Origin of the sequence: Paraburkholderia monticola (assembly GCF_001580545.1) — a bacterium.
In the GTDB taxonomy this organism is placed as follows: domain Bacteria; phylum Pseudomonadota; class Gammaproteobacteria; order Burkholderiales; family Burkholderiaceae; genus Paraburkholderia; species Paraburkholderia monticola.
Window position 1 is genome coordinate 672,220 of the sequence record NZ_LRBG01000004.1, and the last position, 23,178, is coordinate 695,397.

Consider the following 23,178-nt stretch of genomic DNA (forward strand, 5'->3'; position numbering starts at 1 on the left):
GTGCCGCTTTTGCATTGAGGCGCAGCGCTGGTCAATACATCGAGTGGTGGTTTTCCTCGATCGCCGCGGCGGTAACCTTGCCACGCATCACCCGATAGACCCAGCCCGTATAGAGCAGGATGATCGGCAGGAACACGATCACCGCGAACAGCATGATCTCGAGCGTCATGCGGCTCGAGGTCGAATCCCACATGGTCAGGCTGCTGCGGCCGTCGAGCGACGACGGCATGATGAATGGGAACATCGAGAATCCCGCGGTCAGGATCACGCCGATGATCATCAGCGATGTCGACAGAAACGCCGCCGCCTCGAAGCGCGAGCGCGCGAGTAGCACCGCGAGCACGCCGCCGACGAGACCCGCGAGCGGCGCAATCGCCGTCCACGGATAGAGTGCGTAGTTGTTCAGCCACAAACCCGGCGCGCCGATCACGGTCTTCATCAACGGATTGGAGACCGCGTCGAACGGCGGCATGTCGACGACCTGATAGCCGCCGATCACCGTCGCGACGAGCGCGCCCGCGACGAGGAACAGCACCACCGAGCACAGCGCCGCGAGCCGCAGTGCCTTCGATGCGCGCTCATGGACCACGCCATCCGTCTTCCACTTGACGAACGCGGCGCCATGCGCGGCCAGTATCGCCACGCTGACGAGACCGGTGAGCAGCGCGAACGGATTGAGCAGGCCGAAGAAGCTGCCGTGATAGGTCACGCGCAGATCGGTATCGAACGAGAACGGCACGCCTTGCAGCAGATTGCCGAACGCGACGCCGAACACGAGCGCCGGCACGAAGCCGCCGATGAAGAGGCCCCAGTCCCACGCGGTGCGCCAGCGCGGATCTTCGCGCTTGCCGCGATAGTCGAAGCCGACCGGGCGGAAGAACAGCGCGAACAGCACGAGCAGCATCGCGAAGTAAAAGCCGGAAAACGATGCCGCGTAGGCGAGCGGCCATGCGGCGAACATCGCGCCGCCCGCGGTCACGAACCAGACCTGGTTGCCTTCCCACGTCGCGCCGACCGTGTTCACGACGATGCGGCGCTCGGAGTCCGTTTTCGCGATGAACGGCAGCAGGATCGCCGCGCCCATGTCGAAGCCGTCGGTCAGCGCGAAGCCGATCAGCAGTACACCTATCAATACCCACCAGATCAGTCTGAGGATGGCGTAGTCCATATGGGTTACTCCTCTGAAGCGGTGTGGCGGCGCGTCACGCGGCCGTGTTCGACAGCGGCTGCGTCACCGGCTGGCCGTTCTCGTGGTGATAGCGGCCCGTATGCAACGACGAAGGGCCGAGCCGCGCGTATTTGAACATCAGCATGATCTCGATGACGAACAGCCCCGTGTAGAACAGCACGAAGCCGGCGATGCTCAGATACAGATCGCGCGGCGTCAAGGTCGAGGCGGCCAGGTTGGTCGGCAGAATGCCCGCGATGCTCCACGGCTGGCGGCCCATTTCCGCGACGATCCAGCCGAACTCGGCGGCGAGCCACGGCAACGGGATCGCGATGACCGCCCAGCGCAGGAACCAGCGACGCTTTTCGAGCAGCAGCGTGCGCTGCGCGCAGAACCAGAACGCGAGCACGAAGGTCGCGAGGAACAGCAGGCCCAGGCCGACCATCATGCGGAACGAGAAGAACAGCGGCAGCACGGGCGGGACCGTGCTTCTTGCGGCGGCGGCGATCTGGTCCGGCGTCGCGTCGGTCACGTTCGGCGTGAACTGCTTGAGCAGCAGGGCGTAGCCGAGATCGTCCTTGTGCTTGTCGAATTCGGCATGCGCCTCGTCGCTGGAGTCGCCGCCCTTCAATCGCTGCAACGCCGAATAGGCGAGCATGCCTTCCTTGATGCGACCTTCGTTTTCCACGATCAGGTCGCGCAGGCCGACCACGGGTTCGCTGAGCGAGCGGGTCGCGATGATGCCGAGCGCGTAGGGCACACGGATCGCATAGTCGGTACGCTGCTCTCTTTGATTGGGAATACCAAATACGGTGAACGGTGCCGGCGCCGGGGCGGTCTCCCATTCGGATTCGATCGCGGCGAGCTTGATCTGCTGCACTTCGCCGGTGCGATAGCCGGATTCGTCGCCGAGCACGATCACGCACAGCGCCGACGCGAGGCCGAAGCCAGCCGCGATCGCGAACGAGCGCAGCGCGAACTCGGTGTCGCGGCGCTTCAGCAGATACCACGACGACACGCCGAGCACGAATATCGCCGCGGTCACATAACCGGCCGACACCGTGTGCACGAACTTCACCTGAGCGACTGGATTGAAGATCACCGAGCCGATGCTGTCGAGCTCCATGCGCATCGTCTGGTAGTTGAAACTCGCGCCGACCGGATTGTTCATCCAGCCGTTGGCGACCAGGATCCACAGCGCCGACAGGTTCGAACCGAGCGCGACGCAGAACGTGACGATCAGATGCTGGACTTTTGACAATCTGTTCCAGCCGAAGAAGAACAGGCCGACGAACGTCGATTCGAGGAAGAACGCCATCAGCCCTTCGACGGCGAGCGGCACGCCGAAAATGTCGCCGACGTAGTGCGAGTAGTAGGCCCAGTTGGTGCCGAACTGAAACTCGAGCGTGAGACCGGTCGCGACGCCCATCGCAAAGTTGATGCCGAACAGCTTGCCCCAGAACTGCGTCATGTCCTTGTAGATCTGCTTGCCAGTCATCACGTAGACCGACTCCATGATGACGAGCAGCCAGGTCAGCCCGAGCGTGAGCGGCACGAACAGAAAGTGATAAAGCGCCGTGATGGCGAACTGGAGACGCGACAGCTCGACGACTTCGCTAACGGGCATGTTGATCACCTCTGGACGGATGCGGGGCAGGCACCGACAGCAGCGCCTGCGCGACCTGCTCAGGCGGCAGCATCATGTGCTCGGCCTGTGGATGATTGAAGAAGGTGTACTTGAGCGCCATCAGTAGTACCAACTTGACGGCGAGGATGATGCAGAGATCGCGCGCCAGCGTGGGACCGCGCACCCACCTGGTGAACCGGCCGCGCCAGCGCGACCGGAGTGTGCTGCTGCGATTGAGGGCTATGGTCATGATCGGTCGAAGACGACTTCACGCCGGTGAGTCCGGCCGGATCCAGATTGCCCTGGCAGTCAGGCAGTCAGGCAGTCTGGCGAATGCATGCCGATTGTAGGAGGTGAACCTCGCGCGCTCAGGATTGGCCGTGCGGCATCAAGTCACGAGAGTAGCCGCGTTCATGCAGTATTGCTACCGGACCTGCGATACGTCAAGAAAGGCTTACCGTCCCCCCTAAGCCGAGACCCGGGTGGGTCCGACGCGAATGCGCGGCCGCGAGGACGACAGCAAGGACACGAGAATGTAAAAAGCCCCGCCGTCTTGCGAGGGCGGGGCTTGAGCGCGATGGGCGCCTGTTGGGTTGCGGCCGCGTGACGTGTGTCATTTTTACCCATGTCATGGGCGAGACACACTACACGCGCACCGCTCCGACGCTTTACGCGTATTCGGTCAACGCGCCGCGCATCTTCTTCATGGCGCTGGCTTCGATCTGGCGGATACGCTCGGCCGACACGCCGAACTCGTCGGCCAGCTCGTGCAGCGTCGAGCCGCCCGAGCCGTCGTCGGCCACCTTCAGCCAGCGCGCCTCGATGATGCGGCGGCTGCGCGGATCGAGCGCATCGAGCGCGCTGGCGATGCCGTCGCTTTGCAGCCTGTCGCGCTGACGCGAAGCCAGCACGGCGGTCGGTTCGCTGTGCGAGTCGGCCAGATAGGCGATCGGCGCATACGACTCTTCGCCGTCTTCGACCTGACCTTCGAGCGCGATGTCGCCGCCCGACAGACGCGTTTCCATCTCCGCGACCTCTTCGCGCTTCACGTTCAGTTCCTTGGCGAGACCTTCGATCTCGTCCGGCGTGAACGCGCCGAGCCCCTGCTTGTGGCTGCGCAGGTTGAAGAACAGCTTGCGTTGCGCCTTGGTGGTGGCGACCTTCACCATGCGCCAGTTGCGCAGGATGTATTCATGGATCTCGGCCTTGATCCAGTGCATCGCGTACGACACGAGGCGCACGTTTTGCTCGGGATCGAAGCGCTTGACGGCTTTCATCAAGCCGATGTTGCCTTCCTGGATCAGGTCGGCGTGCGGCAATCCGTAACCGAGGTAATTACGCGCGATGGACACGACGAGTCGCAGGTGCGACAAAACGAGTCGGCGTGCCGACTCCAGATTGTCCTGTTCGCGCAATTCGGTGGCGAACTGGCGTTCTTCCGCCGGCGTCAGCATCGGAATCCGATTGACCGCCTGGATGTAGGCGTCGATGTTGCCCAGGTGACCGGACAGCAGCGAGGAATGCGAGAGCGCCAGTGCACCTGCCGGAGCGGCCTTAGCCGACGACGGGCTCAAAGTACTCGGAAGGGTCATTGCATGGCTCACGTGTGAAGCTCCTTTGGAATCAGACAATAGCGTATTCAGTAAACGACTCCAGCGATGGATGTTAGCACTCTGCTCTACTGAGTGCTAATACTTAGAGGCCGTAGGGGCATCCAAGTTCCTTAAAATCCTATTGAGTTTTGCGGTTTGATAGCCATCATACGCTCTATTTGCCTTGGTCACCCGACGCGCGTAAGTGACGGCGTCAGTGCGCCGTGCTCATATAATCGACTGATAGTTCGAGATCAACGAGGGAATAATTGCGTGTGGGGCGTATATCCCTCCCGGGATATGCTTTTAACATCTTGCTTAAAATAAGCGAGACAACTGTCTAATAGTCTCCCGCACGGGGCCAGATGACCAGGCCCGCTCGTTCCAGGCTGGCCAGGTCGGCAGGCAGGTGTCTCCTCGTCCATCAGCAGTACGTGGCGGCCTACCGCTTCCAGCATGTTTCCAATGGCGGTATCAAAGAGCCCAATCCTGGTATAAATTTCAGCCAGCTATATTTGCAATATAACTTCTGACCGTGGCCGCCTGCGGCTCGCGGTGTTCGAGGGGCTCTGCAATGGCGGCAAAGATGATCGAAGCGATTCGCGGGCTCGAGCGAGAGCGTTTTCGCGCGATGGTCGACGGCGATGGGCAGTCGCTCGACACGCTGCTCGCGGACAACGTGAGCTACGTCCATACGAACGGCAAGCGCGAGACGAAGCGGCAGTTCATCGACGGAATCATCGCGGGGCGCCGCCGTTATCGGCAGATCGAGGTGCAGTCGCAGGATGTCTTGCCGGCCGGGCGCGAAACCTACGTGGTGACGGGCCGCGCGCTGATCGAGATGGAGGCGAATAACGGCGCGCTGCTGTTTCCGATTGCCTATACCGCGATTCATACGCATGAAGACGGGCAGTGGCGGCTGATCGCATGGCAGGCGACGCGTTGCGCGCTGGAGTGAGGTCGTCTTTGCACGGCCGCGCCTCGTGAGCGGGTCGGAGGGGGCAGCGGAATGCGGGTGTGCACGCCGCTGCTGATCACTCAAAGCCCAGTTCAGATTCACGCGGTTACGCATTCGTCAGATTTGTCGCGCTCGTTCGCGCTGTGCTCATGCACTCCGGCGTCCGGGTCGCGAGCCACGCGTGCGCGATCCATCGCCACATTTCCCGCATAGGGATGCCGCGCTGCCACCGGAATCCGCGTGCAGCGCTCCGCCACGCGCCTGATCGTCGCCAGATCCGAAAAGTCCAGACCACTGTCGATGCCCATCGCGTCGAGATTCATCGCGAGCGTAACGAGATCGACGTTGCCGGTGCGCTCGCCATGGCCGAACAGACAGCCCTCGACGCGATCCGCGCCCGCGAGCAGCGCAAGCTCCGCGGCGGCCACGGCGGTGCCGCGATCGTTGTGCGGATGCACCGACAGAACGATGCTGTCGCGATAGCCAAGATTGCGGTGCATCCATTCGATCTGGTCGGCGAACACGTTCGGCGTGGCCGCTTCGACGCTGGCAGGCAGGTTGACGATCATCTTGTGATCGCGCGTCGGCCGCCACGTTTGCGCGACGGCGTCGCACACCTCGCGGGCGAACGGCAGCTCGGTCGTGTTGAAGGTCTCGGGCGAGTACTGGAAGGTCCAGTGCGTGCCCGGCCGTGCCAGCGTGTGTGCCTTGATGAGGCGCGCGCCTTCGACGGCGAGTGCCTTGATCTCGTCTTTCGACTGGTTGAATACGATGCGCCGGAACGACGGGCAGATCGCGTTGTACAGGTGCACGATCGCGCGCGGCGCGCCTTCGAGCGCGTCGAACGTGCGTGCGATCAACTCGGCGCGCGACGGCACGAAGACTTCGATCGTGACGTCGTCGGGAATGCGTCGCTCGTCGATCAGCCGGCGCACGAAGTCGAAATCGGTCTGCGACGCCGACGGAAAGCCGACTTCGATTTCCTTGAAGCCGATCGCGACCAGCATCTCGAAGTACTCGAGCTTCTGCGCGGCGTTCATCGGTTCGATCAGCGCCTGATTGCCGTCGCGCAGGTCCGTGCTCATCCAGACCGGCGCGGCATCGATCGTGCGACTCGGCCATTTGCGGCCGGTCAGCCGCACGGCGGGAAAGGGGCGGTATTTTTCAGCGGGATTGCGCAACATGGGACGAGGCCTCATTCGTGGTGTCGTCGGCGGAGGGAGGGGCGTCGAGCGGTTGGCCGACTGTCCACGCATGCACGCTGCGGATGCAGCCCGTGCAATGTGGATTTGATCCTCTCGCTTCGTCCGCGCGATAAACGGACGAATGAAATGACGACGGGTTGTGGAGAACTACGACGGGGGTGAAGCGAAACTGCGGGAACTACAGAGAGGACCGCCGCCGGCAACCGAAGCTGCCTGCGCGCGGCGCTACGCGTGACTTACGCCAGGCGTAGCGATAGGGGCCGCGCTAGGCGGCCGGAGGTAATTCGAGGGGTGTTCGGAAGGGAACGCATGGCGGCAAATGTATGACGGTACGTACAGGCCTGTCAACCCGCGGCCGTCAGACCGCCGTCTTCGCGATGTCGACGATCAGCTCGACCTGCCGCTCGATCGCGCTTGGCACCGGCGCTTCGCCGCGCAGCACGGCGTCGATCCAGGCGGCCGTGGTCGCCGCGTCGCGCGCCTCGGGCAATTCGACTTCGGGCGCATCGGGCGACGAGCGTTCGTGCGGCAGCCGGGTCTCGCAGATGCCGTCATGCAGCCAGTCGACCTGGACCTGGCGGCGCGTATCGGCGACCGCCTCGCCTTCGGTGCCGCGCGCGAGCAGCGCACCGCCGACGGCCGCGTCGGGATGCGTGATGAACAGCTGGGTGAGACTGTCGCGATACGGCGGATGCGTGTAGTTCACGAGCCGCAGGCCCGCGGGCGCGAACGGCTGCAGCAGCTTGACGAGCGTATGCGTCGAATTGCGCACGCCCATGCGCCGGCGCAGCGCGAGCAGGCGCGCGAGCTTCGGCGCGAGCACGCCGATCGATGCGAAGGCGACGCGACGCTCGGCCAGGTCGGTTTCGATCTGCGCGCGCGACTGCGCATGCGCGATGCCCAAATGCGTGAAGATTTCCGCGCTCGTCACGCGACCCGGATCCTCGGTGACGCCGTGCACCAGCACCGGCACGCCTTCGCGCGCGAGCAGCAACGCGAGCAGCGGCACGAGGTTCGGCTGTTTGCGCGCGCCGTTGTACGACGGAATCGACACTGGCCGAAACGCGCCGTGCGGTAGCCGCACCGCCTCGAACGACATATGCGCGGCGGCCAGCATCGCGGCTAGCTCGTCGGCGGTTTCGCCTTTCACGCGGTACGCGAGCAGCACCGCGCCGAGCTCGAGATCGTCGACGCGGCCGTCGAGCATCGCGGTATAGAGCGCGCGGGTATCGTCGGCGGTCAGCGCGCGGGCGCCGTTCGGGCCGCGGCCGATTTCCTTGATGAAGCGGGCGCAGGGGAAGGGAGAAGTGGTATCGGTGGAGTCGGTCATCGAGGGCATGAGGCGGGTGGCCTGCCGCACTGGGACGGCACGCTACGCCATTCGGGGAGCTATTCAGTGTGAGTATCGCATCGAATGGCAAGCGGGCGAAAAGCAACGCAGTGGCCCGCGCCGGCCCGGCTGACACGCACCGCGTCGTGCCGCGCGTTAAACTCGATGTTTTCTCGCCGCCTCGGCGGCGCCCATCGGAAAACGGAGAACGGGATGAGTTACGTATTTGCACCCGCACCGCAGGTCGCGGTGCCGGTCGTGGGGTCGGGCGAGCAATTCGCAGTGCGGCGCATCTACTGCGTGGGTCGAAACTACGAGGCGCATGCGCGCGAGATGGGGCACGACCCGGACCGCGAACCACCGTTCTTCTTCTCAAAACCGGCCGATGCGATCGTCTACGTAGCACCGGGTGCGACCGGCGAGTTCCCGTACCCGGCGCAGACGAAGAACGTCCACTTCGAAATGGAAATGGTCGCGGCGATCGGCAAGGGCGGCAAGGATATCCCCGTCGACAGCGCGCTCGAGCACGTCTACGGCTACGCGCTCGGTCTCGACATGACGCGCCGCGACCTCCAGGGCGAAGCGAAGAAGATGGGCCGGCCGTGGGATACCGCCAAGGGCTTCGATCACTCGGCGCCGCTCGGCCCGATCCATCCGGCCGCGACGGTGGGTCATATCGGCAAGGGCGCGATCTGGCTGTCGGTGAATGGCGAGGACAAGCAGCGCGCGGATGTGTCGCAGCTGATCTGGTCGGTGGCCGAGACGATCGCGTATCTGTCGACGCTGTTCGAGCTGCGGCCCGGCGACCTGATTTTCACCGGCACGCCAGAAGGCGTCGGCGCGGTCGTGAAGGGCGACCTGATGAAGGGCGGCGTGGACGGGCTCGGTGAGTTCAGCGTTCGCGTTGTCTGAGGTGGCTGGCGGGCAGGTGGAGGAGGCAGACAACATGAAGCTCTACAGCTATTTCCGTAGCTCTGCGTCGTATCGCGTGCGCATCGCGCTGAATCTGAAGAACCTGCCGTACGACTACGTGCCTGTCCACCTCGTGCGTGACGGTGGCGAGCAGCTGAAGCCCGACTACCGCAAGATCAACGCGGACGGCATCGTGCCGACGCTCGCCGATGGCAGCCACCTGTTGCCGCAGTCGCTCGCGATCATCGAATATCTGGAGGAGACGCATCCCGAACCGCCGCTGCTGCCCAAGGCGCCGCTCGATCGCGCTTATGTGCGCTCGGTGGCGCTGCAAGTCGCGTGCGAGATTCATCCGCTGAACAATTTGCGGGTGCTGCGGTATCTGAAGCACACTTTGTGTCTCGACGACGACGCGAAGGACGCCTGGTACCGGCATTGGATCGACGCGGGCTTCGCGACGCTGGAAGCGCATCTCGCGAGCGACGCGCGCACCGGCAAGCTGTGTTTCGGCGACACACCGACCGTCGCCGACGCGTGCCTGATCCCGCAGGTGTTCAACGCGCAGCGCTTCAAGGTCGATTCGGCGAAGTTTCCGACGATCCAGCGCATCTACGATCACGCGATGCAGCTCGACGCGTTCGCGCGCGCGGCGCCGGGCGTGCAGCCCGATGCGGAGTGAGCGTGTGACGTTGGCTTGAAACGAAAAAAAGGGCACTCCACGGAGTGCCCTTTCTCTTTGGTCCGCCTCGATCAGCCGCCCAGCAGCGCGTCCGAAAACTCCTCCGCGCTGAACGGCTGCAGATCCTCGACCTTTTCGCCGACACCGATGAAATACACCGGAATCGGTCGCTGCCGCGCGATTGCCGCCAGGATGCCGCCCTTCGCGGTGCCGTCGAGCTTGGTGACGATCAGGCCGGTGAGGCCGAGCGCGTCGTCGAAAGCCTTGACCTGGGTGAGTGCGTTCTGGCCGGTGTTGGCGTCGATGACCAGCAGCACCTCGTGCGGCGCACCGTCCTGCGCCTTGCCGATCACGCGCTTGACCTTGCGCAACTCTTCCATCAGATGCAACTGAGTAGGCAGACGGCCGGCCGTGTCGGCCATCATCACGTCGATTTTGCGCGCTCGCGCGGCGCCGACCGCGTCGAAGATCACCGCCGCCGGATCGCCGCTTTCTTGCGCGACCACGGTCACGTTGTTGCGCTGGCCCCAGACGGCGAGCTGCTCGCGCGCGGCGGCGCGGAACGTGTCGCCGGCGGCGAGCAGCACCGACTGGTCGAAGCTCTGCAGATGCTTCGCCAGCTTGCCGATGCTGGTGGTTTTGCCCGCGCCGTTGACGCCGGCGATCATCATCACGAGCGGCTGCGCGCGGCCGAGCATCAGCGATTGTTCGAGCGGCTTCAGCAGCTCGACGAGCAGCGTGCGCAGCGCGGTCTTGACCTGTTGCGGGTCCGTCAGGCGCTCGCTGCGCACTTTCTCACGCAGTGCTTCGAGCAGGAACTCCGTCGCCTCGACGCCGGCGTCCGACATCAGCAGCGCGGCTTCGAGTTCCTCGTACAGGTCCTCGTCGATCTTCGTGCCGACGAAAATCCCGGTCAGGTTCGAACTGGTCTTCGAAAGGCCGCTCTTCAGGCGTGTGAGCCACGAGCGCTTGGCACCGGCGTCCTGGACGGGCGGCGGGACGATTTCAACGGTGCCGAGCGCGACGGCTTGCGGCTCGGGTTGCGGCTCGATGATGGTCGTGGCCACAGGCGGAACGGCAGCCGCGGCAGGCGCAGCGGGTTCGACAGGCCCAGCGGCTTCGACCGGCTCGGCCTCGGCCGTTGCGCCGTCTTGCGCCGCCAGCGATTCGTCTGCGGCGGTATCGGACTCTTTCGAACCCTTGAATCGTTTGAAAAAGCTGAACATGATCTGGCGTATGGGAGAGCGCGCCGATGCGCGCAGCCGGCACGGGACCGGCGAAGCGGTGGGCAGCGCCGGGATGCGAGAAGGCGTGGCGCTGGCAGCCGCACATTTTATCAGGCGTGCCGCGGCGCCGCGTATCAGCCGCCTGGCCAGGCTGGACGCCCGCTGCCCCTGTGGTAACGTGGGCGCTCCGGCCCGCGCGCATCGGCGTCGCGGGCGTGTTCATCACCTAGCTGAAACTGCACGATACTGCATGCCTCGCTTAGCACCTTCTCGCGCCGCCGGCGCTTCGTCCAAAAGCGGCAAGCCGCATGCCATTCGCATCATCGGCGGCGACTGGAAACGCACGCCACTGCCCGTGCTCGATCTGGACGGTTTGCGCCCGACGCCCGATCGCGTCCGTGAAACGCTGTTCAACTGGCTCGGCCAGCGGCTGGACGGCCAGCACTGCCTCGATCTGTTCGCCGGTAGCGGCGCGCTCGGCTTCGAGGCCGCGTCGCGCGGCGCTGCTCGCGTGCTGATGGTGGAGCGCCATGCGCGTGCCGCGGGCCAGTTGCGTGCGAACCAGCAGCGGTTGGAGGCACGCATGATCGAAATCGCCGAAGCCGATGGCCTGCGTCTTGCGGCGAGTCTCGCACCCAGTTCGTTCGACGTCGTATTCCTCGATCCACCGTTCGATGCCGACCTGCTCGGCAGGGCGCTTGCGGTGACCGTGCGGCTCGTGCGTGCCGACGGCTATCTATACGTCGAGTCCGGCGAAGCACTCGAACCGGCCGCTCACGAGTCGCTCTCGGGATGGGAGGTGGTGCGGCAGGGTAAGGCAGGCGCTGTCCACTTTCATTTGCTGCAACGCGAAAATAAGGAATAATGCGCGTTCCAAAAAAGGGCCGGGCGGCTTATCGTCAGCACGTCCGGTGTCGATTGCGTCGCGTGGACGCTTTGATGTGCGCTTTTGTCTGAAGAGAGGAGAAGTCTCATGGTAGTCGCCGTGTACCCGGGCACGTTCGACCCGCTGACGCGCGGTCACGAAGACCTCGTTCGGCGCGCGTCGAGCATTTTCGACACGCTGGTGGTCGGTGTGGCCGACAGCCGCGCCAAGAAGCCATTTTTCACGCTCCAGGAGCGCCTCGCGATTGCGCATGAGGTGCTCGGCCACTACCCGAATGTTCAGGTGATGAGCTTCAAGGGGCTCCTCAAGGACTTCGTGCGGACCAACAACGCGCGGGTGATCGTCAGGGGCCTGCGCGCGGTGTCGGACTTCGAGTATGAGTTTCAGATGGCGGGCATGAACCGCTATCTGCTGCCCGACGTCGAGACGATGTTCATGACGCCGTCCGATCAGTATCAGTTCATCTCGGGCACGATCGTGCGCGAGATCGCGCAACTGGGCGGCGACGTCAGCAAGTTCGTATTCCCGTCGGTCGAAAAATGGCTGAAGGAGAAGGTCGCGTCGCTGGATCCGCAGGACGGCGCTCAGGGGACCTGAGCCTGAAACGCGCGAACGGCCGGTTTTGACGCATCAGAACCGGCCGCGTCGGGCAGCCGGCGGGATCGTACGACCTCGGTGACTTGCAACGAGTGTATCGGTTGGTCTGCGTCAATCAAGCGGCGCAATCTTCGGTCAACGAGAATGTGCGACGCGGCGAATGAGAGGCTTTTTCGAGCCAGCCAGCCGGTGCAGGCTCAATCGACGCAGAGTAATGTCAACTTCCCTTCGCCGCCTTGGCGAACGCCTCGGCAAGTTTGTCGAAGTGTCGGAGGGCGGCAGGCGTGAGTTCGACCTGTTTGCGACGAGCGTCCTCGGTGTCGTTGAGCAGAAGCCAACCCTTCTCGCGCATTGAAGTGATGCGGGCGTGCAAGGTCGCCGGCGACCCGAGCTCACTTTGGGCCATCATGTCTCGAACCGAGAGCCGTTCGTTTTTTTGCCGCATGCGAGCAACGAACTCCAGGATTTTTTCTTCGAGAGGATCGAGCGCGGGAAGTGAGGGGAGGCCTCGCAGTGCTTCGGTCAGTTGAAGAAATCGAAGATAGATATCAGCAGGGCGGGCCATGACCATCGCTCCAACGAGAACACCGCTCACCTGAGCGTGGAAAGCGGACTGTGATACTACCCAGCGACAATGGGTTATCTCTATTTTATCTTCACGTCTGGATTACGGTTGCATTTCCTCCAGGTCGCGGGCACGGCCATCGCGTTCGTGTTGTCGCTCCGGATCAATCAGGAAGTCTTCACGCACGCCGAGTTCGTCCGACGTGTGAACGGGTCTCGCCGCTCTCCGGTTTTCTGCTTGAGGTTGGGCGTGGGCCCTTGCTGCCCACGCCCACCATTTCTCTCAGGTTCTGGCTGTTACAAAAACTATAACGATAAGGCTGCAAATTGGCAAGTACTGCGCTTGAATAGCGTCACTATGGAATCCGTATGATAGGGCGATCGTCGGTCGGTATGCGGAGGCGGTAGCGCGCCACGTGCTCGTAGAGGATCGGCCAGTCGACCGCGAGTACCGGAATCGTTGGATCTCTGCGGTACCAGTACGCGACAAAGCGTGCCCATCCGCCGAGGAATATCCCTTTGCCGGAACTCAGCAGACAAGGGGGACGAGCGACGGGCGGAACCAACACCCGCGGCATTTCCGCCGCGAGAACTTCAAGCGCGTCCGTAGAGCCGCGTGACGCTGTCAGGGTGTCGTCGGTATTGGATAGGTATCGACGCACTTCTTCCGCTACACGCGTGCAACGAAGTTCTAGGTAAGAGGCGCGAACTTCATCGAGTACTGAACGGGGCACGGATGAATAATCGGGCCCACCTAATCTTTCTAACGCAGTACGCCTCACGAAATCAGGAAGCGCCCCCAACGTTGTCTCGCTGCCTAGCAATGCATCCCGAAAGTACGGATAGCACGCGAGCCACGGAGCAGACGCGGGTTCTGCCGGCCGACATGCTGATGCCCATCGATTCGTCCGGACAGTGCGTTCCATTCCAGCCTGTTCTCTCGAGTCAATCGCTATAAAAAATATATCGATATCGACGTGGCTCCGCCTTCTTGTCGAGGCCGACATAAAGCTATACGTGGATTGTCGGTCGCGTCGCGCAGAACTTTAGGATGCCGGTGGAACTATTTGCGTTAGCGCGGTCACGGTTTTGAGCGAAAGCCAGTCGCTTGTGCTCGCGGAACGGCATACGGTCACGCTATGATCCATTCGACAAAAGCAACAGAGGATGGCTTACCGCAATGTCTAGCTTACGTTTGCATGTCTGGTCGATCACCGGAACCCTGATCGCGTTTTTGGTGTCGCTGTGGATCAATCAGGAGGTGTTTGCGTACACGTCGTTCGTGCGGGGCGTCAACTGGATTTACCTGCCGTCTGGTGTTCGGCTTCTCGGTACGTTGCTGCTCGGGTTCGATGGTGCAATCGGCCTGCTGCTTGCCGGCCTGATTACCGACTTTCTTTACTGGTTTCCGCATGACCCGGTGCGTGCAATCGCAGGCGCTTTCCTTGGGTCTCTTGCACCGTATCTGGTCTACCGGCTTGCGCTCGAGTACTACGATCTGCGTGCATCACTGTCGAACCTGACGCCGAAACGGCTTCTTGTCCTGGCTGTCGCCTATTCGATCGCCAATCCGCTGTTTCATCACGTGTGGTTCGCGCTGACCGGTGCGACGAAGAACTGGTTCGATAGCTTCTTCACCATGTTCGTGGGCGATTTGACCGGCGCGCTGATCATGCTGTATGCGATGAAGGGGATCCTCGCGTTGTTGCCGAAACAGCCGGGCAAGTCCCGCCTTTCGAATCGCATGTTTAGCATTCAGGCGGCGTTGGACAGTGCCTACACCAACCAATTGGCGAAGGGATGACGATCGAGCGTGGAGGAGCGTCGGCACTGCGCATCCTCGGGCAAGTTCGCACGAGCGTGCGGGGAGCCGAAAAGCTATAATGTGTTGTTTTGTTTAGGAAAGTTGGTGGCAGCATGGCCCTGATGATTACCGACGAGTGCATCAATTGCGACGTCTGCGAGCCCGAGTGCCCGAACGACGCAATTTCGATGGGCACGGAGATCTATGTGATCGACCCGAAGAAGTGCACCGAGTGCGTCGGTCATTTCGACGAGCCGCAGTGCATTCAGGTGTGTCCGGTGGAGTGCATCCCGCGTGACCCGAACCACCTCGAAACGCCCGAAGGATTGATGGCGAAATATCACGCGTTGCAGGCCGCCAAGGGCGCCTGAATTCGCGGGTGGCGCGTAAAAGAAAACGGCGAAGGCTTGCGGGCCTTCGCCGTTTTTTCTTGCGGTGGCGCTTCGGTTAACCGACGTACGCGCTGAAAATGCCGCGCAGCGCGCTGAGCAAGATTTCGCATTCGGCGTCGGTGCCGATCGAGATCCGCAAATGCTGGTCGATACGCGGCGCGTTGAAATGACGCACGAAAATCTCCTTCTCTCGCAGCCGCGACGCGAGTGTCGCCGCGTCGTACCCTTCATGTCGCGCGAACAGCAGATTCGCGGCCGACGGCACCACGTCGAAGCCGAGCGCGGTCAATTCCGCCGCGAGCCGCTCGCGGCTCGCGATCACCTTCGCGCAGCATTCGCGAAACCACGCGTCGTCTTCATAGGCGGCGGTGGCCGCGGCTTGCGCGAGGCGGTCGAGCGGGTACGAATTGAAGCTGTCCTTCACACGATTGAGTGCATCGATCAGCGCAGGATCGCCGAACGCAAAGCCCACGCGCATGCCGGCGAGTGAACGCGACTTCGACACGGTCTGCACGACGAGCAGATTCGGATAGCGGCCGATCAGCGCGATCGCCGACTCGGCACCGAAATCGACATACGCTTCGTCGATCACCACGACGGAATCAGGCTGACTCGCGACGAGGCGTTCGATCTCCGCGAGCGGCAGCGGCCGACCGGTCGGCGCGTTCGGATTCGGAAACAGGATGCCGCCGTTGGGCACCGTGTAGTCGTCGACGTTGATCGCGAAGCTTTCGTCGAGCGGAATGGTCCGGTAGTCGACCTCGAAGAGCTTCGCGTAGGTCGGATAGAAGCTGTACGTGATGTCCGGGAACAGCAGCGGCTTGTCGTGCTTGAGCAAAGCCTGGAACGTCAGCGCGAGCACTTCGTCCGAGCCGTTGCCCGCGAACACCTGCTCGGCGCGGATACCGTGATACGCCGCGACCGTTTCGCGCAGCTTGCGCGCGCTTGGATCGGGATAACGGCGCAGTGCATCGGCCGTTTCGCCGAGCTCGCGGCGGATCGCGTCGAGCACGCGCGGCGACGGCGGGTACGGATTCTCGTTGGTGTTCAGCTTCACCGGATGCGCGAGCGCGGGCTGCTCGCCGGGCACATACGGCGTCAGACGGTGAACGATATCGCTCCAGTAGCGGCTCAAGCGATTCTCCTCGCGAGGTCGGTTGCGGGTGTCGGTGAGTGTGGCGCGCGTCAGCTGTTGTTGCGATGCAGTTGCATCATCGCGCGTTCGAGCTCGCCCTTGATGATTTGCGGCATCACCGCGAGCGCACGCTCGATCGACGCGTCGATGACCTCCTGCTCTTCGCGCCGCGGCGGCTTCAGCACATAGTTCGCGACGTCCGGCTTTGCGCCGGCACGCGCGCTTTCGGGAATCAGATCGCGCGGATGGCCGATGCCGATCCGTAGCCGCCAGTATTGCTGCGACGACAAATGCGCAGTGATGTCCTTCAGCCCATTATGCCCGCCGCTGCCGCCGCCGAGTTTCAGCTTGACGCTGCCGGGCGGCATGTCGAGTTCGTCGTGCGCAACGAGAATCTCGTCGGGCAGGATCTTGAAGAACTGGGCAACCGCGACGACCGATTGTCCCGAGCGGTTCATATAGGTCTGCGGCTCGAGCAGATGCACTTCTTCGCCGTGCAGCCGCGCCTTCGCGTAAAAGCCGTGGAAGCGCCGCTCGTCGCGCAGCGTCGTGCCAGCCTCTCGCGCGAGTTGATCGACCAGCCAGAAGCCGGCGTTGTGACGCGTCGCGGTGTATTCGGCGCCCGGATTGCCGAGCCCGACGATCAGCTTGATCATGATTGCGTGAGTCCACCAGGTCCGGAGGTGAAACGCAGCCGGACTAAAAAAAGCCGAAAAAAAACCCGCCAGGGCGAACCTCGGCGGGTCACATCGACCGTTTCATCGGAAACGGATCGAGAGGATTGCTTGCTTCGAACCGGAAGGCTCTTAGGCAGCCGGCGTTTCGCCGCCTTCAGCAGCAGCAGCGTCTTCAGCAACTGCGCCAGCCGGGATCGTTGCAGCAGCGACCACCGGGTTTTCCGCGTCGACGTGAGCGACGAGCGCGACACCTGCCGGCAGCGGGATGTCCTTCGCGTGAACCGATTGACCTGCTTCGATCTTCGCGAGGTCGACTTCGATGAACTCCGGCAGTGCCGACGGCAGGCACTCGATTTCGAGCTCATTGATGACGTGCGAGATCACCGCGCTCGACAGCTTCACTGCCGGGTTGGATTCCTGGTTCATGAAGTGCAGCGGCACCTTGGTGTGCAGCTTCTTCTTTGCGTCGACGCGCTGGAAGTCCACGTGCAGCACGATCTGACGGAACGGGTGATATTGCACGTCGCGCAGCAGAACCTGTTGCGACTTGCCTGCCACTTCCAGGTCGAGGATCGACGAGTGGAACACTTCTTTCTTCAGCGCGTGCCACAGGGCGTTGTGATCGAGTTCGATCAGTTGCGTGTCAGCATCCGCGCCATAAACGATACCCGGGGTCTTGCCCGAGTTACGCAGGCGGCGGCTCGCACCCGTACCTTGCTGTGAACGCTCGAAAGCGACTACTTTCATGTTGAATCTCCAATGCACTGCCCGCGACCAGGCAGTAAAAACAGGGCCTCGAAGCCGTAATGGCTGAGGCCCGGGATAGCGGCACGAACCTTCGTTCGTTCATGCCGATTGTGCAAAAACGCCGCGTGTCGCATCAAGCGCTACGCGGCGTCTTCGCAAATGCTTAGCTTTCAGCGAATAGCGACATCACCGAATCGCCGCGGCGGATGCGCGAGAACGTTTCGGCGAGCAGGCCAGCGCTGGTCAGCGAGCGGATCTTCGCACACGAACGGGCTTCTTCGCCGAGCGGGATCGTGTCAGTGACCACGAGTTCGTCGAGCGCGGAAGCGGCGATACGCTCGCCGGCGCCGCCCGACAGAACCGGGTGAGTGGCGTACGCGAACACCTGTTTCGCGCCGCGTTCCTTCAGAACCTGCGCGGCCTTGCACAGCGTGCCTGCCGTGTCGACCATGTCGTCCATGATCACGCAGGTGCGACCTTCAACTTCACCGATGATGTTCATCACTTCGGCGACGTTCGCCTTCGGGCGACGCTTGTCGATGATCGCGAGATCGCAATTGAGCTGCTTGGCCAATGCACGGGCGCGCACCACGCCGCCGACGTCCGGCGAAACGACAAGCAGGTTCTCGTAGTTCTGCTTGCGCAGATCGCCGAGCAACACGGGCGTTGCGTAGATGTTGTCGACCGGGATGTCGAAGAAGCCTTGAATCTGGTCGGCGTGCAGATCCATCGTGATGATCCGCTCGACGCCGGCGATTTCCAGCATGTTCGCCACGACCTTCGCCGAGATGGCGACCCGCGCCGAACGCGGGCGACGATCCTGACGGGCATAGCCGAAATAGGGGATGGCTGCGGTGATCCGGCCTGCGGATGCGCGCTTGAGCGCATCGACCATGATCATCAGTTCCATCAGATTGTCGTTCGTCGGTGCACACGTGGATTGCAGGACGAAGACATCCTTGCCGCGCACGTTTTCCTGAATCTCGACCTGGATTTCACCGTCCGAGAAACGGCTAACCATTGCTTTGCCGAGGGGAATACCGAGATTTTTGACGACTTCCTGAGCAAGCGCGGGATTTGCGTTGCCAGTAAATACCATCAGGCCGTCATGGCTGCTCATCGTGCACCTACTTCAGGCTGGGGCGGGAGAGAAATTTGAACTACAGCGAACTACGAGAATTTTTGGCAGGGGAGAAAGGATTCGAACCTTTGCATGCCGGAATCAAAATCCGGTGCCTTAACCAGCTTGGCGACTCCCCTACACTAACTTTGAGCTCCGCCGAACGTGGAGTTTCGTTCGACGATGCAAAACTTATGACGCGAAAGCAAAGAGTGGATGCTGATCCAGGCCCGCTGCTACTGCGCTGTTCCATTCGCTCGGCAGTTTGGCTTGCGCCGCTTCTGCTTCAGCTTTGCTACGGAACGCTGCAAAAACACTGGCACCCGATCCGGACATCCGCGCTGGCGCGACGTTTTCAAACCACCGCAACACTTGCGCTACTTCCGCGTACTTTCCTACGACAACCTGCTGCATGTCATTCCGGCCGAAACTTTCTGGCCATTCAGTGTTGCAGCTGTGTTCTGCAGGAAAGTCCGTAATTATGAGGGGCTTTGTATCTCTTGTCAACGCTTTTTCGGAAAAAATCGCTGCAGTTGGAACCTGCACCCTCGGCGTCACTACCAGGAAGTAACGCGGCGGCAATTGTACAACGTATAAAGCCTCTCCGACACCCTCTGCGAACGCATTTTTTCCAAAGACAAAGAAAGGCACGTCCGCACCGAGCTTCAACGCAAGATCCTGCAACTCTTGACGCGGCAGGTTGAGCTTCCATAGGCGATTGAGTGCGAGCAGCGTCGTCGCGGCGTCGGAGCTGCCGCCGCCGAGGCCGGCGCCCATCGGCAGGCGCTTGTCGATTTCGATATCGACGCCTTCGCGCGAGCCCGTATGGGCCTTCAGCAGCGTCGCGGCACGTACGGTCAGGTCGTGCTCGGGCGGCACGTTGGCGATTTCCGTGCGGCGCGTGATGAGACCGTCGGCGCGTCGCGTGAAGTGCAGCGTGTCGCCCCAATCGAGCAACTGGAAGACCGTTTGCAGCGTGTGATAACCATCCGGCCGACGGCCGGTGATGTGCAGGAAGAGATTGAGTTTCGCTGGCGCGAGGCAGTCGCGCAGCGAATCGGTTGTTTCGATCATGAGTAAAGGCTACATGCGCCACCGTGGCGCCAAACGGGTAGCAAGTTTAGGTGAGCGGATGCCGGGGCAGAAGCCCCAGCAAGGACGACTCACTGATCCAGGACGAGCTTGATGTCGAGCGGCGGCTCCGAGCGGCTCAGATTGAGCCGCTTGACGCCCGTGGCTGGCGCATCGGCATACGCGAGATAGTCGATCGTCCAGCCGTCCTGGGTGATCTGCTTCAGGTGCGAAGGCTGGTCCGGATCCTTCTCGGTCGTGGCACGCGACGTCGGCGCCGGCGACGGCTGCAACCAGTAGCGCAGCCCCTCGACCGGCAGCGCGAAGCCAAGCGCGTTCTGCATCAGCGTCGACACGTTATCGGCGGTGAGCGGCGGGCGATTCGGCAACTCGAGCGTGGCCGAGGCTGGTGACGAAGTCACGATGGCCAACGTCTGGCCGAGCGGATTGCGCAATTGCAGCGTGACGGTATCGCCTCTTTCCTGCCACGAGAAATTGCCGTAGGCGTTGCGCTGCTGACCGTTCTGGTCGTTGTACTGGACCGCGAAGCGGCCTTGATACGAGCGGCTCGTCTGCGCGGTGAGTTCGGTCGCGGCGTTCGACGTGGACGGCCCCTGAGGTTTCACCGAAGCACAGCCCGCCAGTGCGACAACCGCTGCCGCTGCGAAACCAAGCGCCATGCTGCGCGGCGCGCTGGGAAAAGAAATCAAACGGGAAAGACGCATCAAAGATCGTTTACCTGAAGACGTTGCAGCGTTTTGACGAGAGTCTCGTTGTCGGGTTCGAGCTTGCGCGCCTCGCGGAAGGCGGCGCGAGCCTGATCCTGCTCGCCTGCCTTCCACAGCACTTCGCCGAGATGCGCGCCGATCTCGGCGTTCGGCTGGAGGCTGTACGCCTTGCGCAGCAGCTTGATCGCATCGGCCGTATCGCCCATGCGGTACTTGACCCAGCCCACGCTATCCATGATGAACGCATCGTTCGGTGCAAGCGCCGATGCCTTCTCGACCAGCTTGTCCGCCTCCGGCAGGCGCTGGTTGCGATCGGCGAGCGAGTAGCCGAGCGCGTTGTACGCTTGTGGATTGTCCGGCTGGGTCTGGATCAACTTGCGCAGTTGCGCTTCCATGACGTCGAAATGGCCGGTTTTCTCGGCGGCCATCGCATAGTCGTACGTGAGATCGGGATCGTCAGGGAAGTTCGCCGTGGCTTGTTGCAGGCGCTCTTCCGCTTCGGAATAGCGTTTCGCGTCGAACAGGATCGCCGCGTCGGTGCGCGCAATCAGCGCCACGTCACGTGGATCGGAGGTCTGCAGATTGGCGAGCAACTGGCGTGCCGCGTCGGTCTTGCCCTGTTTCGCGAGCAGTTGCGCCCGTGTGATCTGCGCGGCCATGTATTGCTGGCTCGCCGGCGAGATCTTGTTCAGCCAGTCGCTCGCGGCCGCTTCATTCTTCTGTTCGAGCGAAAGCTGCGCGAGATAGATGTAGGCCTGACCCGCATCGGCGCCCGGCGTCTTCTCGGCTTGCTGCGCGTACTGCGTCAGATACGTTTGCGCTTCGGCGAAATTCTTCTGCTGGATCTTGATCAGCGCGAGCGCCATCAACGGCGTCAGGTCGTTCGCGTTGGCCTTACGCATGATCTCGAACTGCTTTTGCGCGTCGTCGAGACGGTCGCTCGCAAGATACATCTGCGCGAGCGCGAGCCGCGCGTCATGCGATTTCGGATTCTGCTGCACGTACTTTTCGAGCGACGCAATGCCTTCCTTGCGCTCCTCGGGGCCCATCTGCGACAGCATCAGCGCGGCCGGCAGATAGTCGGGTTTGATCGTGAGCGCCTGTTCGAGCGACTTGCGCGCACCCGGGGCGTCGTCGGCCAGCATCTGCTGGCGCGCGACGGCCAGCAGCGCTTCCGGCCGATTCATGTCGTTCTTCAGCAGATCCTGCAAGACGTGCAGGCCACCGACACGGTTCGGTCCGCGCGACAGCAGCAACTGCAGCGCGAGGATCGCGCTGCCGCGACTTTCTTCAGGCACCTTCGCGAGTTCTTGCGACAGGATCGGTGCCGCGTCGTCGGGCTTGCCCGACAGCACGAGCAGCGACGCGTCGATCTGCGCGGCACGTTCCGAACTGGGCGCGTACTGTTGCCACAGCTGCGCGGCGGCCAGTGCGTCCGACGGGCTCTGAGCGGCCAGCGCGATTTCGGTGGCGCGTTGCGCCATGCGCGGGTCGTGCGTGTCGCGTGTGAGCGCGAGGTAGGTCTGATAGGCCGGTGCCGGCTGGTCGCGCTGCAGCGCGATTTCGGCGGCCAGCACCTGGAAGACGATCTGGCTCGACAGCGGTACGCCGGGCAGCGACTTTTCGTCTTCGGCTGATGCCGGACCGAGCGGGTCGGGCATCGTGACCGACGTGTCGTCGGAATCCGGCGACGGGTCCTGCGCATGCGCGGGCATGGCGGCCAGCGCCCACAATGCGAGCGCGGCAGCGCCGAGCAGCCGGCGAGCGGACCCGGTGAGCGGCACGTTGGACACGCGCGCGCGGCGCTTTGAAAGCAGCTTCACGAAGGACACGTTCATGGAAATCCGTTCAATGTTTCGGTCGATTGTAACGCGCTCGCTACAATACGCGCACAACCACTCACGCAAGTAGCAGACCAATCAGCCATGCCAGAGTTGCCAGAAGTCGAGGTTACCCGACGAGGGATCGAACCGTATGTGTGCGGGCGCAAGGTTGAGCGTGTCGAAGTGCGGACGGCCGCGCTGCGCTGGCCGATTCCGGCGGACCTTGCGAAAACCTTGCGCGGTCACGTGGTACGCAAGGTCGAGCGGCGCGGCAAGTATCTGCTGTTCGAAATCGACGCGGGGTGGTTCATCGTGCACCTCGGCATGACGGGAACACTGCGCGTGCTGCGTCATGTGCCGCATCCGCCGGTCGCGGCGAAGCACGATCACGTCGACTGGATCTTCGACGACTTCATCCTGCGCTATCGCGACCCGCGGCGCTTCGGCGCGGTGCTGTGGCACCCGCGCGAAGCGGGCGACATTCTCGACCATCCGCTGCTTGCGAGCCTTGGCGTCGAGCCTTTCTCCCCGGCGTTTTCCGGCGCGCTGATGCATCGGTTGACGCGTGGGCGCAAGGTGTCGGTGAAGCAGGCGCTGCTGGCGGGAGACATCGTCGTCGGCGTGGGGAATATCTACGCGTCGGAGAGTCTCTTTCGCGCGGGCATCCGGCCGACCACCGCGGCGGGTCGCGTGTCGCTCGTGCGTTATGAACTGTTGGCCGATGCCGTGCGCTTAACGCTCGCCGCCGCGATCGACAAGGGCGGCAGCACGTTGCGCGATTTCGTCGGCAGCGACGGCGAAAGCGGCTATTTCCAGCTCGACTACTTCGTCTATGATCGCGCGGGCCTGCCATGCCGCGTGTGTGGAACGCCAATCAAACAGATCGTGCAGGGACAACGCTCCACGTACTTCTGCCCCACCTGCCAGCGCTAGATTC

General features: G+C 62.7%; 22 protein-coding genes, 1 tRNA gene and 2 pseudogenes. 9 read left to right on the plus strand and 16 right to left on the minus strand.

Annotated elements, in window-relative coordinates:
- Window positions 1-31: 31 nt before the first annotated feature.
- The 4 genes from cydB to rpoH all read right to left on the minus strand — a co-directional run bounded on the left by cydB (window position 32) and on the right by rpoH (window position 4,399).
- Window positions 32-1,168, minus strand: a complete 1,137-nt coding sequence (gene cydB / locus CI15_RS07925) for a cytochrome d ubiquinol oxidase subunit II (RefSeq protein ID WP_062125908.1) — start codon at window positions 1,166-1,168, stop codon at window positions 32-34.
- 34 nt (window positions 1,169-1,202) lie between these two features.
- Window positions 1,203-2,795: a cytochrome ubiquinol oxidase subunit I gene (locus CI15_RS07930; protein WP_062126183.1), complete on the minus strand. Its 1,593-nt coding sequence runs from the start codon at window positions 2,793-2,795 to the stop codon at window positions 1,203-1,205.
- The gene (cydP, locus tag CI15_RS07935) at window positions 2,785-3,045 is read right to left on the minus strand and encodes a cytochrome oxidase putative small subunit CydP (protein WP_062125913.1); all 261 of its coding nucleotides are present in this window, start codon (window positions 3,043-3,045) and stop codon (window positions 2,785-2,787) included. Before cydP ends, CI15_RS07930 begins: the two co-directional genes overlap by 11 nt.
- A gap of 418 nt (window positions 3,046-3,463) precedes the next feature.
- Window positions 3,464-4,399 (minus strand): RNA polymerase sigma factor RpoH, encoded by a 936-nt coding sequence (gene rpoH, locus CI15_RS07940; RefSeq protein ID WP_062125917.1) that lies wholly within the window; start codon window positions 4,397-4,399, stop codon window positions 3,464-3,466.
- 410 nt (window positions 4,400-4,809) lie between these two features.
- Here rpoH and CI15_RS35235 point away from each other — a divergent pair.
- Both CI15_RS35235 and CI15_RS07945 read left to right on the plus strand, forming a co-directional pair.
- Window positions 4,810-4,920: pseudogene (locus CI15_RS35235) on the plus strand (acyloxyacyl hydrolase); the annotation flags it as partial.
- A gap of 41 nt (window positions 4,921-4,961) precedes the next feature.
- On the plus strand, window positions 4,962-5,345 hold the full coding sequence (locus CI15_RS07945; protein ID WP_062125919.1) for a nuclear transport factor 2 family protein: 384 nt from the start codon (window positions 4,962-4,964) through the stop codon (window positions 5,343-5,345).
- A 197-nt stretch (window positions 5,346-5,542) separates the two neighbouring features.
- Here CI15_RS07945 and CI15_RS07950 read toward each other — a convergent pair.
- Together CI15_RS07950 and ybiB are read right to left on the minus strand one after the other, a co-directional pair.
- Window positions 5,543-6,529, minus strand: a pseudogene (locus CI15_RS07950) (2-isopropylmalate synthase); the annotation flags it as partial.
- Window positions 6,530-6,908: 379 nt separating this feature from the next.
- Window positions 6,909-7,880: a DNA-binding protein YbiB gene (ybiB, locus tag CI15_RS07955; protein ID WP_062126185.1), complete on the minus strand. Its 972-nt coding sequence runs from the start codon at window positions 7,878-7,880 to the stop codon at window positions 6,909-6,911.
- A gap of 213 nt (window positions 7,881-8,093) precedes the next feature.
- Here ybiB and CI15_RS07960 point away from each other — a divergent pair, with 213 nt between their 5' ends.
- The gene (locus CI15_RS07960; RefSeq protein WP_062125925.1) at window positions 8,094-8,792 is read left to right on the plus strand and encodes a fumarylacetoacetate hydrolase family protein; all 699 of its coding nucleotides are present in this window, start codon (window positions 8,094-8,096) and stop codon (window positions 8,790-8,792) included.
- Between the two features lie 34 nt (window positions 8,793-8,826).
- The gene (gene maiA / locus CI15_RS07965; protein WP_062125928.1) at window positions 8,827-9,471 is read left to right on the plus strand and encodes a maleylacetoacetate isomerase; all 645 of its coding nucleotides are present in this window, start codon (window positions 8,827-8,829) and stop codon (window positions 9,469-9,471) included.
- Between the two features lie 71 nt (window positions 9,472-9,542).
- On the opposite strand, the gene ftsY is transcribed toward maiA, so the two are convergent.
- On the minus strand, window positions 9,543-10,697 hold the full coding sequence (gene ftsY, locus CI15_RS07970; RefSeq protein ID WP_062125931.1) for a signal recognition particle-docking protein FtsY: 1,155 nt from the start codon (window positions 10,695-10,697) through the stop codon (window positions 9,543-9,545).
- A gap of 250 nt (window positions 10,698-10,947) precedes the next feature.
- On the opposite strand from ftsY, the gene rsmD reads away from it, so the two are divergent.
- Entirely contained in the window at window positions 10,948-11,562 is a 615-nt protein-coding gene (gene rsmD, locus CI15_RS07975) for a 16S rRNA (guanine(966)-N(2))-methyltransferase RsmD (RefSeq protein WP_062125934.1), read from the plus strand.
- A 108-nt stretch (window positions 11,563-11,670) separates the two neighbouring features.
- On the plus strand, window positions 11,671-12,180 hold the full coding sequence (gene coaD / locus CI15_RS07980) for a pantetheine-phosphate adenylyltransferase (RefSeq protein WP_062125937.1): 510 nt from the start codon (window positions 11,671-11,673) through the stop codon (window positions 12,178-12,180).
- Between the two features lie 217 nt (window positions 12,181-12,397).
- Here coaD and CI15_RS07985 read toward each other — a convergent pair whose 3' ends face one another.
- Window positions 12,398-12,745: a hypothetical protein gene (locus CI15_RS07985; RefSeq protein WP_062125939.1), complete on the minus strand. Its 348-nt coding sequence runs from the start codon at window positions 12,743-12,745 to the stop codon at window positions 12,398-12,400.
- 1,179 nt (window positions 12,746-13,924) lie between these two features.
- On the opposite strand from CI15_RS07985, the gene CI15_RS07990 reads away from it, so the two are divergent.
- Entirely contained in the window at window positions 13,925-14,548 is a 624-nt protein-coding gene (locus CI15_RS07990) for a hypothetical protein (protein ID WP_062125942.1), read from the plus strand.
- Between the two features lie 113 nt (window positions 14,549-14,661).
- Window positions 14,662-14,919: a YfhL family 4Fe-4S dicluster ferredoxin gene (locus tag CI15_RS07995; protein WP_062125945.1), complete on the plus strand. Its 258-nt coding sequence runs from the start codon at window positions 14,662-14,664 to the stop codon at window positions 14,917-14,919.
- Window positions 14,920-14,995: 76 nt separating this feature from the next.
- Here the strand turns inward: CI15_RS07995 and hisC are convergent, their stop codons facing one another.
- The 8 genes from hisC to CI15_RS08035 form a co-directional block, all read right to left on the minus strand.
- Complete coding sequence (gene hisC / locus CI15_RS08000) at window positions 14,996-16,075, minus strand: histidinol-phosphate transaminase (protein WP_062125948.1); 1,080 nt, start codon at window positions 16,073-16,075, stop codon at window positions 14,996-14,998.
- A 50-nt stretch (window positions 16,076-16,125) separates the two neighbouring features.
- On the minus strand, window positions 16,126-16,731 hold the full coding sequence (gene pth / locus CI15_RS08005; protein ID WP_062125952.1) for an aminoacyl-tRNA hydrolase: 606 nt from the start codon (window positions 16,729-16,731) through the stop codon (window positions 16,126-16,128).
- Between the two features lie 150 nt (window positions 16,732-16,881).
- On the minus strand, window positions 16,882-17,499 hold the full coding sequence (locus CI15_RS08010) for a 50S ribosomal protein L25/general stress protein Ctc (protein WP_062125955.1): 618 nt from the start codon (window positions 17,497-17,499) through the stop codon (window positions 16,882-16,884).
- A 163-nt stretch (window positions 17,500-17,662) separates the two neighbouring features.
- Window positions 17,663-18,619: a ribose-phosphate pyrophosphokinase gene (locus tag CI15_RS08015; protein ID WP_062125957.1), complete on the minus strand. Its 957-nt coding sequence runs from the start codon at window positions 18,617-18,619 to the stop codon at window positions 17,663-17,665.
- A 63-nt stretch (window positions 18,620-18,682) separates the two neighbouring features.
- Window positions 18,683-18,759: transfer RNA gene (locus CI15_RS08020), tRNA-Gln, on the minus strand.
- Window positions 18,760-18,811: 52 nt separating this feature from the next.
- Window positions 18,812-19,693, minus strand: a complete 882-nt coding sequence (ispE, locus tag CI15_RS08025; protein ID WP_062125960.1) for a 4-(cytidine 5'-diphospho)-2-C-methyl-D-erythritol kinase — start codon at window positions 19,691-19,693, stop codon at window positions 18,812-18,814.
- 89 nt (window positions 19,694-19,782) lie between these two features.
- Window positions 19,783-20,415 carry a lipoprotein insertase outer membrane protein LolB gene (lolB, locus tag CI15_RS08030; RefSeq protein WP_062125963.1) on the minus strand — a complete coding sequence of 211 codons (633 nt, stop codon included), beginning with the start codon at window positions 20,413-20,415 and terminating at the stop codon, window positions 19,783-19,785.
- On the minus strand, window positions 20,415-22,256 hold the full coding sequence (locus tag CI15_RS08035) for a tetratricopeptide repeat protein (RefSeq protein ID WP_062125966.1): 1,842 nt from the start codon (window positions 22,254-22,256) through the stop codon (window positions 20,415-20,417). The genes lolB and CI15_RS08035 overlap by 1 nt, the downstream gene beginning before the upstream one ends.
- 87 nt (window positions 22,257-22,343) lie before the next feature.
- Between CI15_RS08035 and mutM the strand changes: the two genes are divergently transcribed.
- Entirely contained in the window at window positions 22,344-23,174 is an 831-nt protein-coding gene (gene mutM, locus CI15_RS08040) for a bifunctional DNA-formamidopyrimidine glycosylase/DNA-(apurinic or apyrimidinic site) lyase (RefSeq protein WP_062125969.1), read from the plus strand.
- The last annotated feature ends 4 nt before the right edge of the window (window positions 23,175-23,178 follow it).

Excerpts from the sequence above, each read along its gene's own strand:
- cydB (WP_062125908.1), bottom strand. The coding sequence starts at position 1,168 with ATGGACTACGCCATCCTCAGACTGATCTGGTGGGTATTGATAGGTGTA.
- CI15_RS07930 (WP_062126183.1), bottom strand. The coding sequence starts at position 2,795 with ATGCCCGTTAGCGAAGTCGTCGAGCTGTCGCGTCTCCAGTTCGCCATC.
- cydP (WP_062125913.1), bottom strand. The coding sequence starts at position 3,045 with ATGACCATAGCCCTCAATCGCAGCAGCACACTCCGGTCGCGCTGGCGC.
- CI15_RS07945 (WP_062125919.1), top strand. The coding sequence starts at position 4,962 with ATGGCGGCAAAGATGATCGAAGCGATTCGCGGGCTCGAGCGAGAGCGT.
- ybiB (WP_062126185.1), bottom strand. The coding sequence starts at position 7,880 with ATGACCGACTCCACCGATACCACTTCTCCCTTCCCCTGCGCCCGCTTC.
- CI15_RS07960 (WP_062125925.1), top strand. The coding sequence starts at position 8,094 with ATGAGTTACGTATTTGCACCCGCACCGCAGGTCGCGGTGCCGGTCGTG.
- maiA (WP_062125928.1), top strand. The coding sequence starts at position 8,827 with ATGAAGCTCTACAGCTATTTCCGTAGCTCTGCGTCGTATCGCGTGCGC.
- ftsY (WP_062125931.1), bottom strand. The coding sequence starts at position 10,697 with ATGTTCAGCTTTTTCAAACGATTCAAGGGTTCGAAAGAGTCCGATACC.
- rsmD (WP_062125934.1), top strand. The coding sequence starts at position 10,948 with ATGCCTCGCTTAGCACCTTCTCGCGCCGCCGGCGCTTCGTCCAAAAGC.
- coaD (WP_062125937.1), top strand. The coding sequence starts at position 11,671 with ATGGTAGTCGCCGTGTACCCGGGCACGTTCGACCCGCTGACGCGCGGT.
- CI15_RS07985 (WP_062125939.1), bottom strand. The coding sequence starts at position 12,745 with ATGGCCCGCCCTGCTGATATCTATCTTCGATTTCTTCAACTGACCGAA.
- CI15_RS07990 (WP_062125942.1), top strand. The coding sequence starts at position 13,925 with ATGTCTAGCTTACGTTTGCATGTCTGGTCGATCACCGGAACCCTGATC.
- CI15_RS07995 (WP_062125945.1), top strand. The coding sequence starts at position 14,662 with ATGGCCCTGATGATTACCGACGAGTGCATCAATTGCGACGTCTGCGAG.
- pth (WP_062125952.1), bottom strand. The coding sequence starts at position 16,731 with ATGATCAAGCTGATCGTCGGGCTCGGCAATCCGGGCGCCGAATACACC.
- CI15_RS08010 (WP_062125955.1), bottom strand. The coding sequence starts at position 17,499 with ATGAAAGTAGTCGCTTTCGAGCGTTCACAGCAAGGTACGGGTGCGAGC.
- CI15_RS08015 (WP_062125957.1), bottom strand. The coding sequence starts at position 18,619 with ATGAGCAGCCATGACGGCCTGATGGTATTTACTGGCAACGCAAATCCC.
- ispE (WP_062125960.1), bottom strand. The coding sequence starts at position 19,693 with ATGATCGAAACAACCGATTCGCTGCGCGACTGCCTCGCGCCAGCGAAA.
- lolB (WP_062125963.1), bottom strand. The coding sequence starts at position 20,415 with ATGCGTCTTTCCCGTTTGATTTCTTTTCCCAGCGCGCCGCGCAGCATG.
- CI15_RS08035 (WP_062125966.1), bottom strand. The coding sequence starts at position 22,256 with ATGAACGTGTCCTTCGTGAAGCTGCTTTCAAAGCGCCGCGCGCGCGTG.
- mutM (WP_062125969.1), top strand. The coding sequence starts at position 22,344 with ATGCCAGAGTTGCCAGAAGTCGAGGTTACCCGACGAGGGATCGAACCG.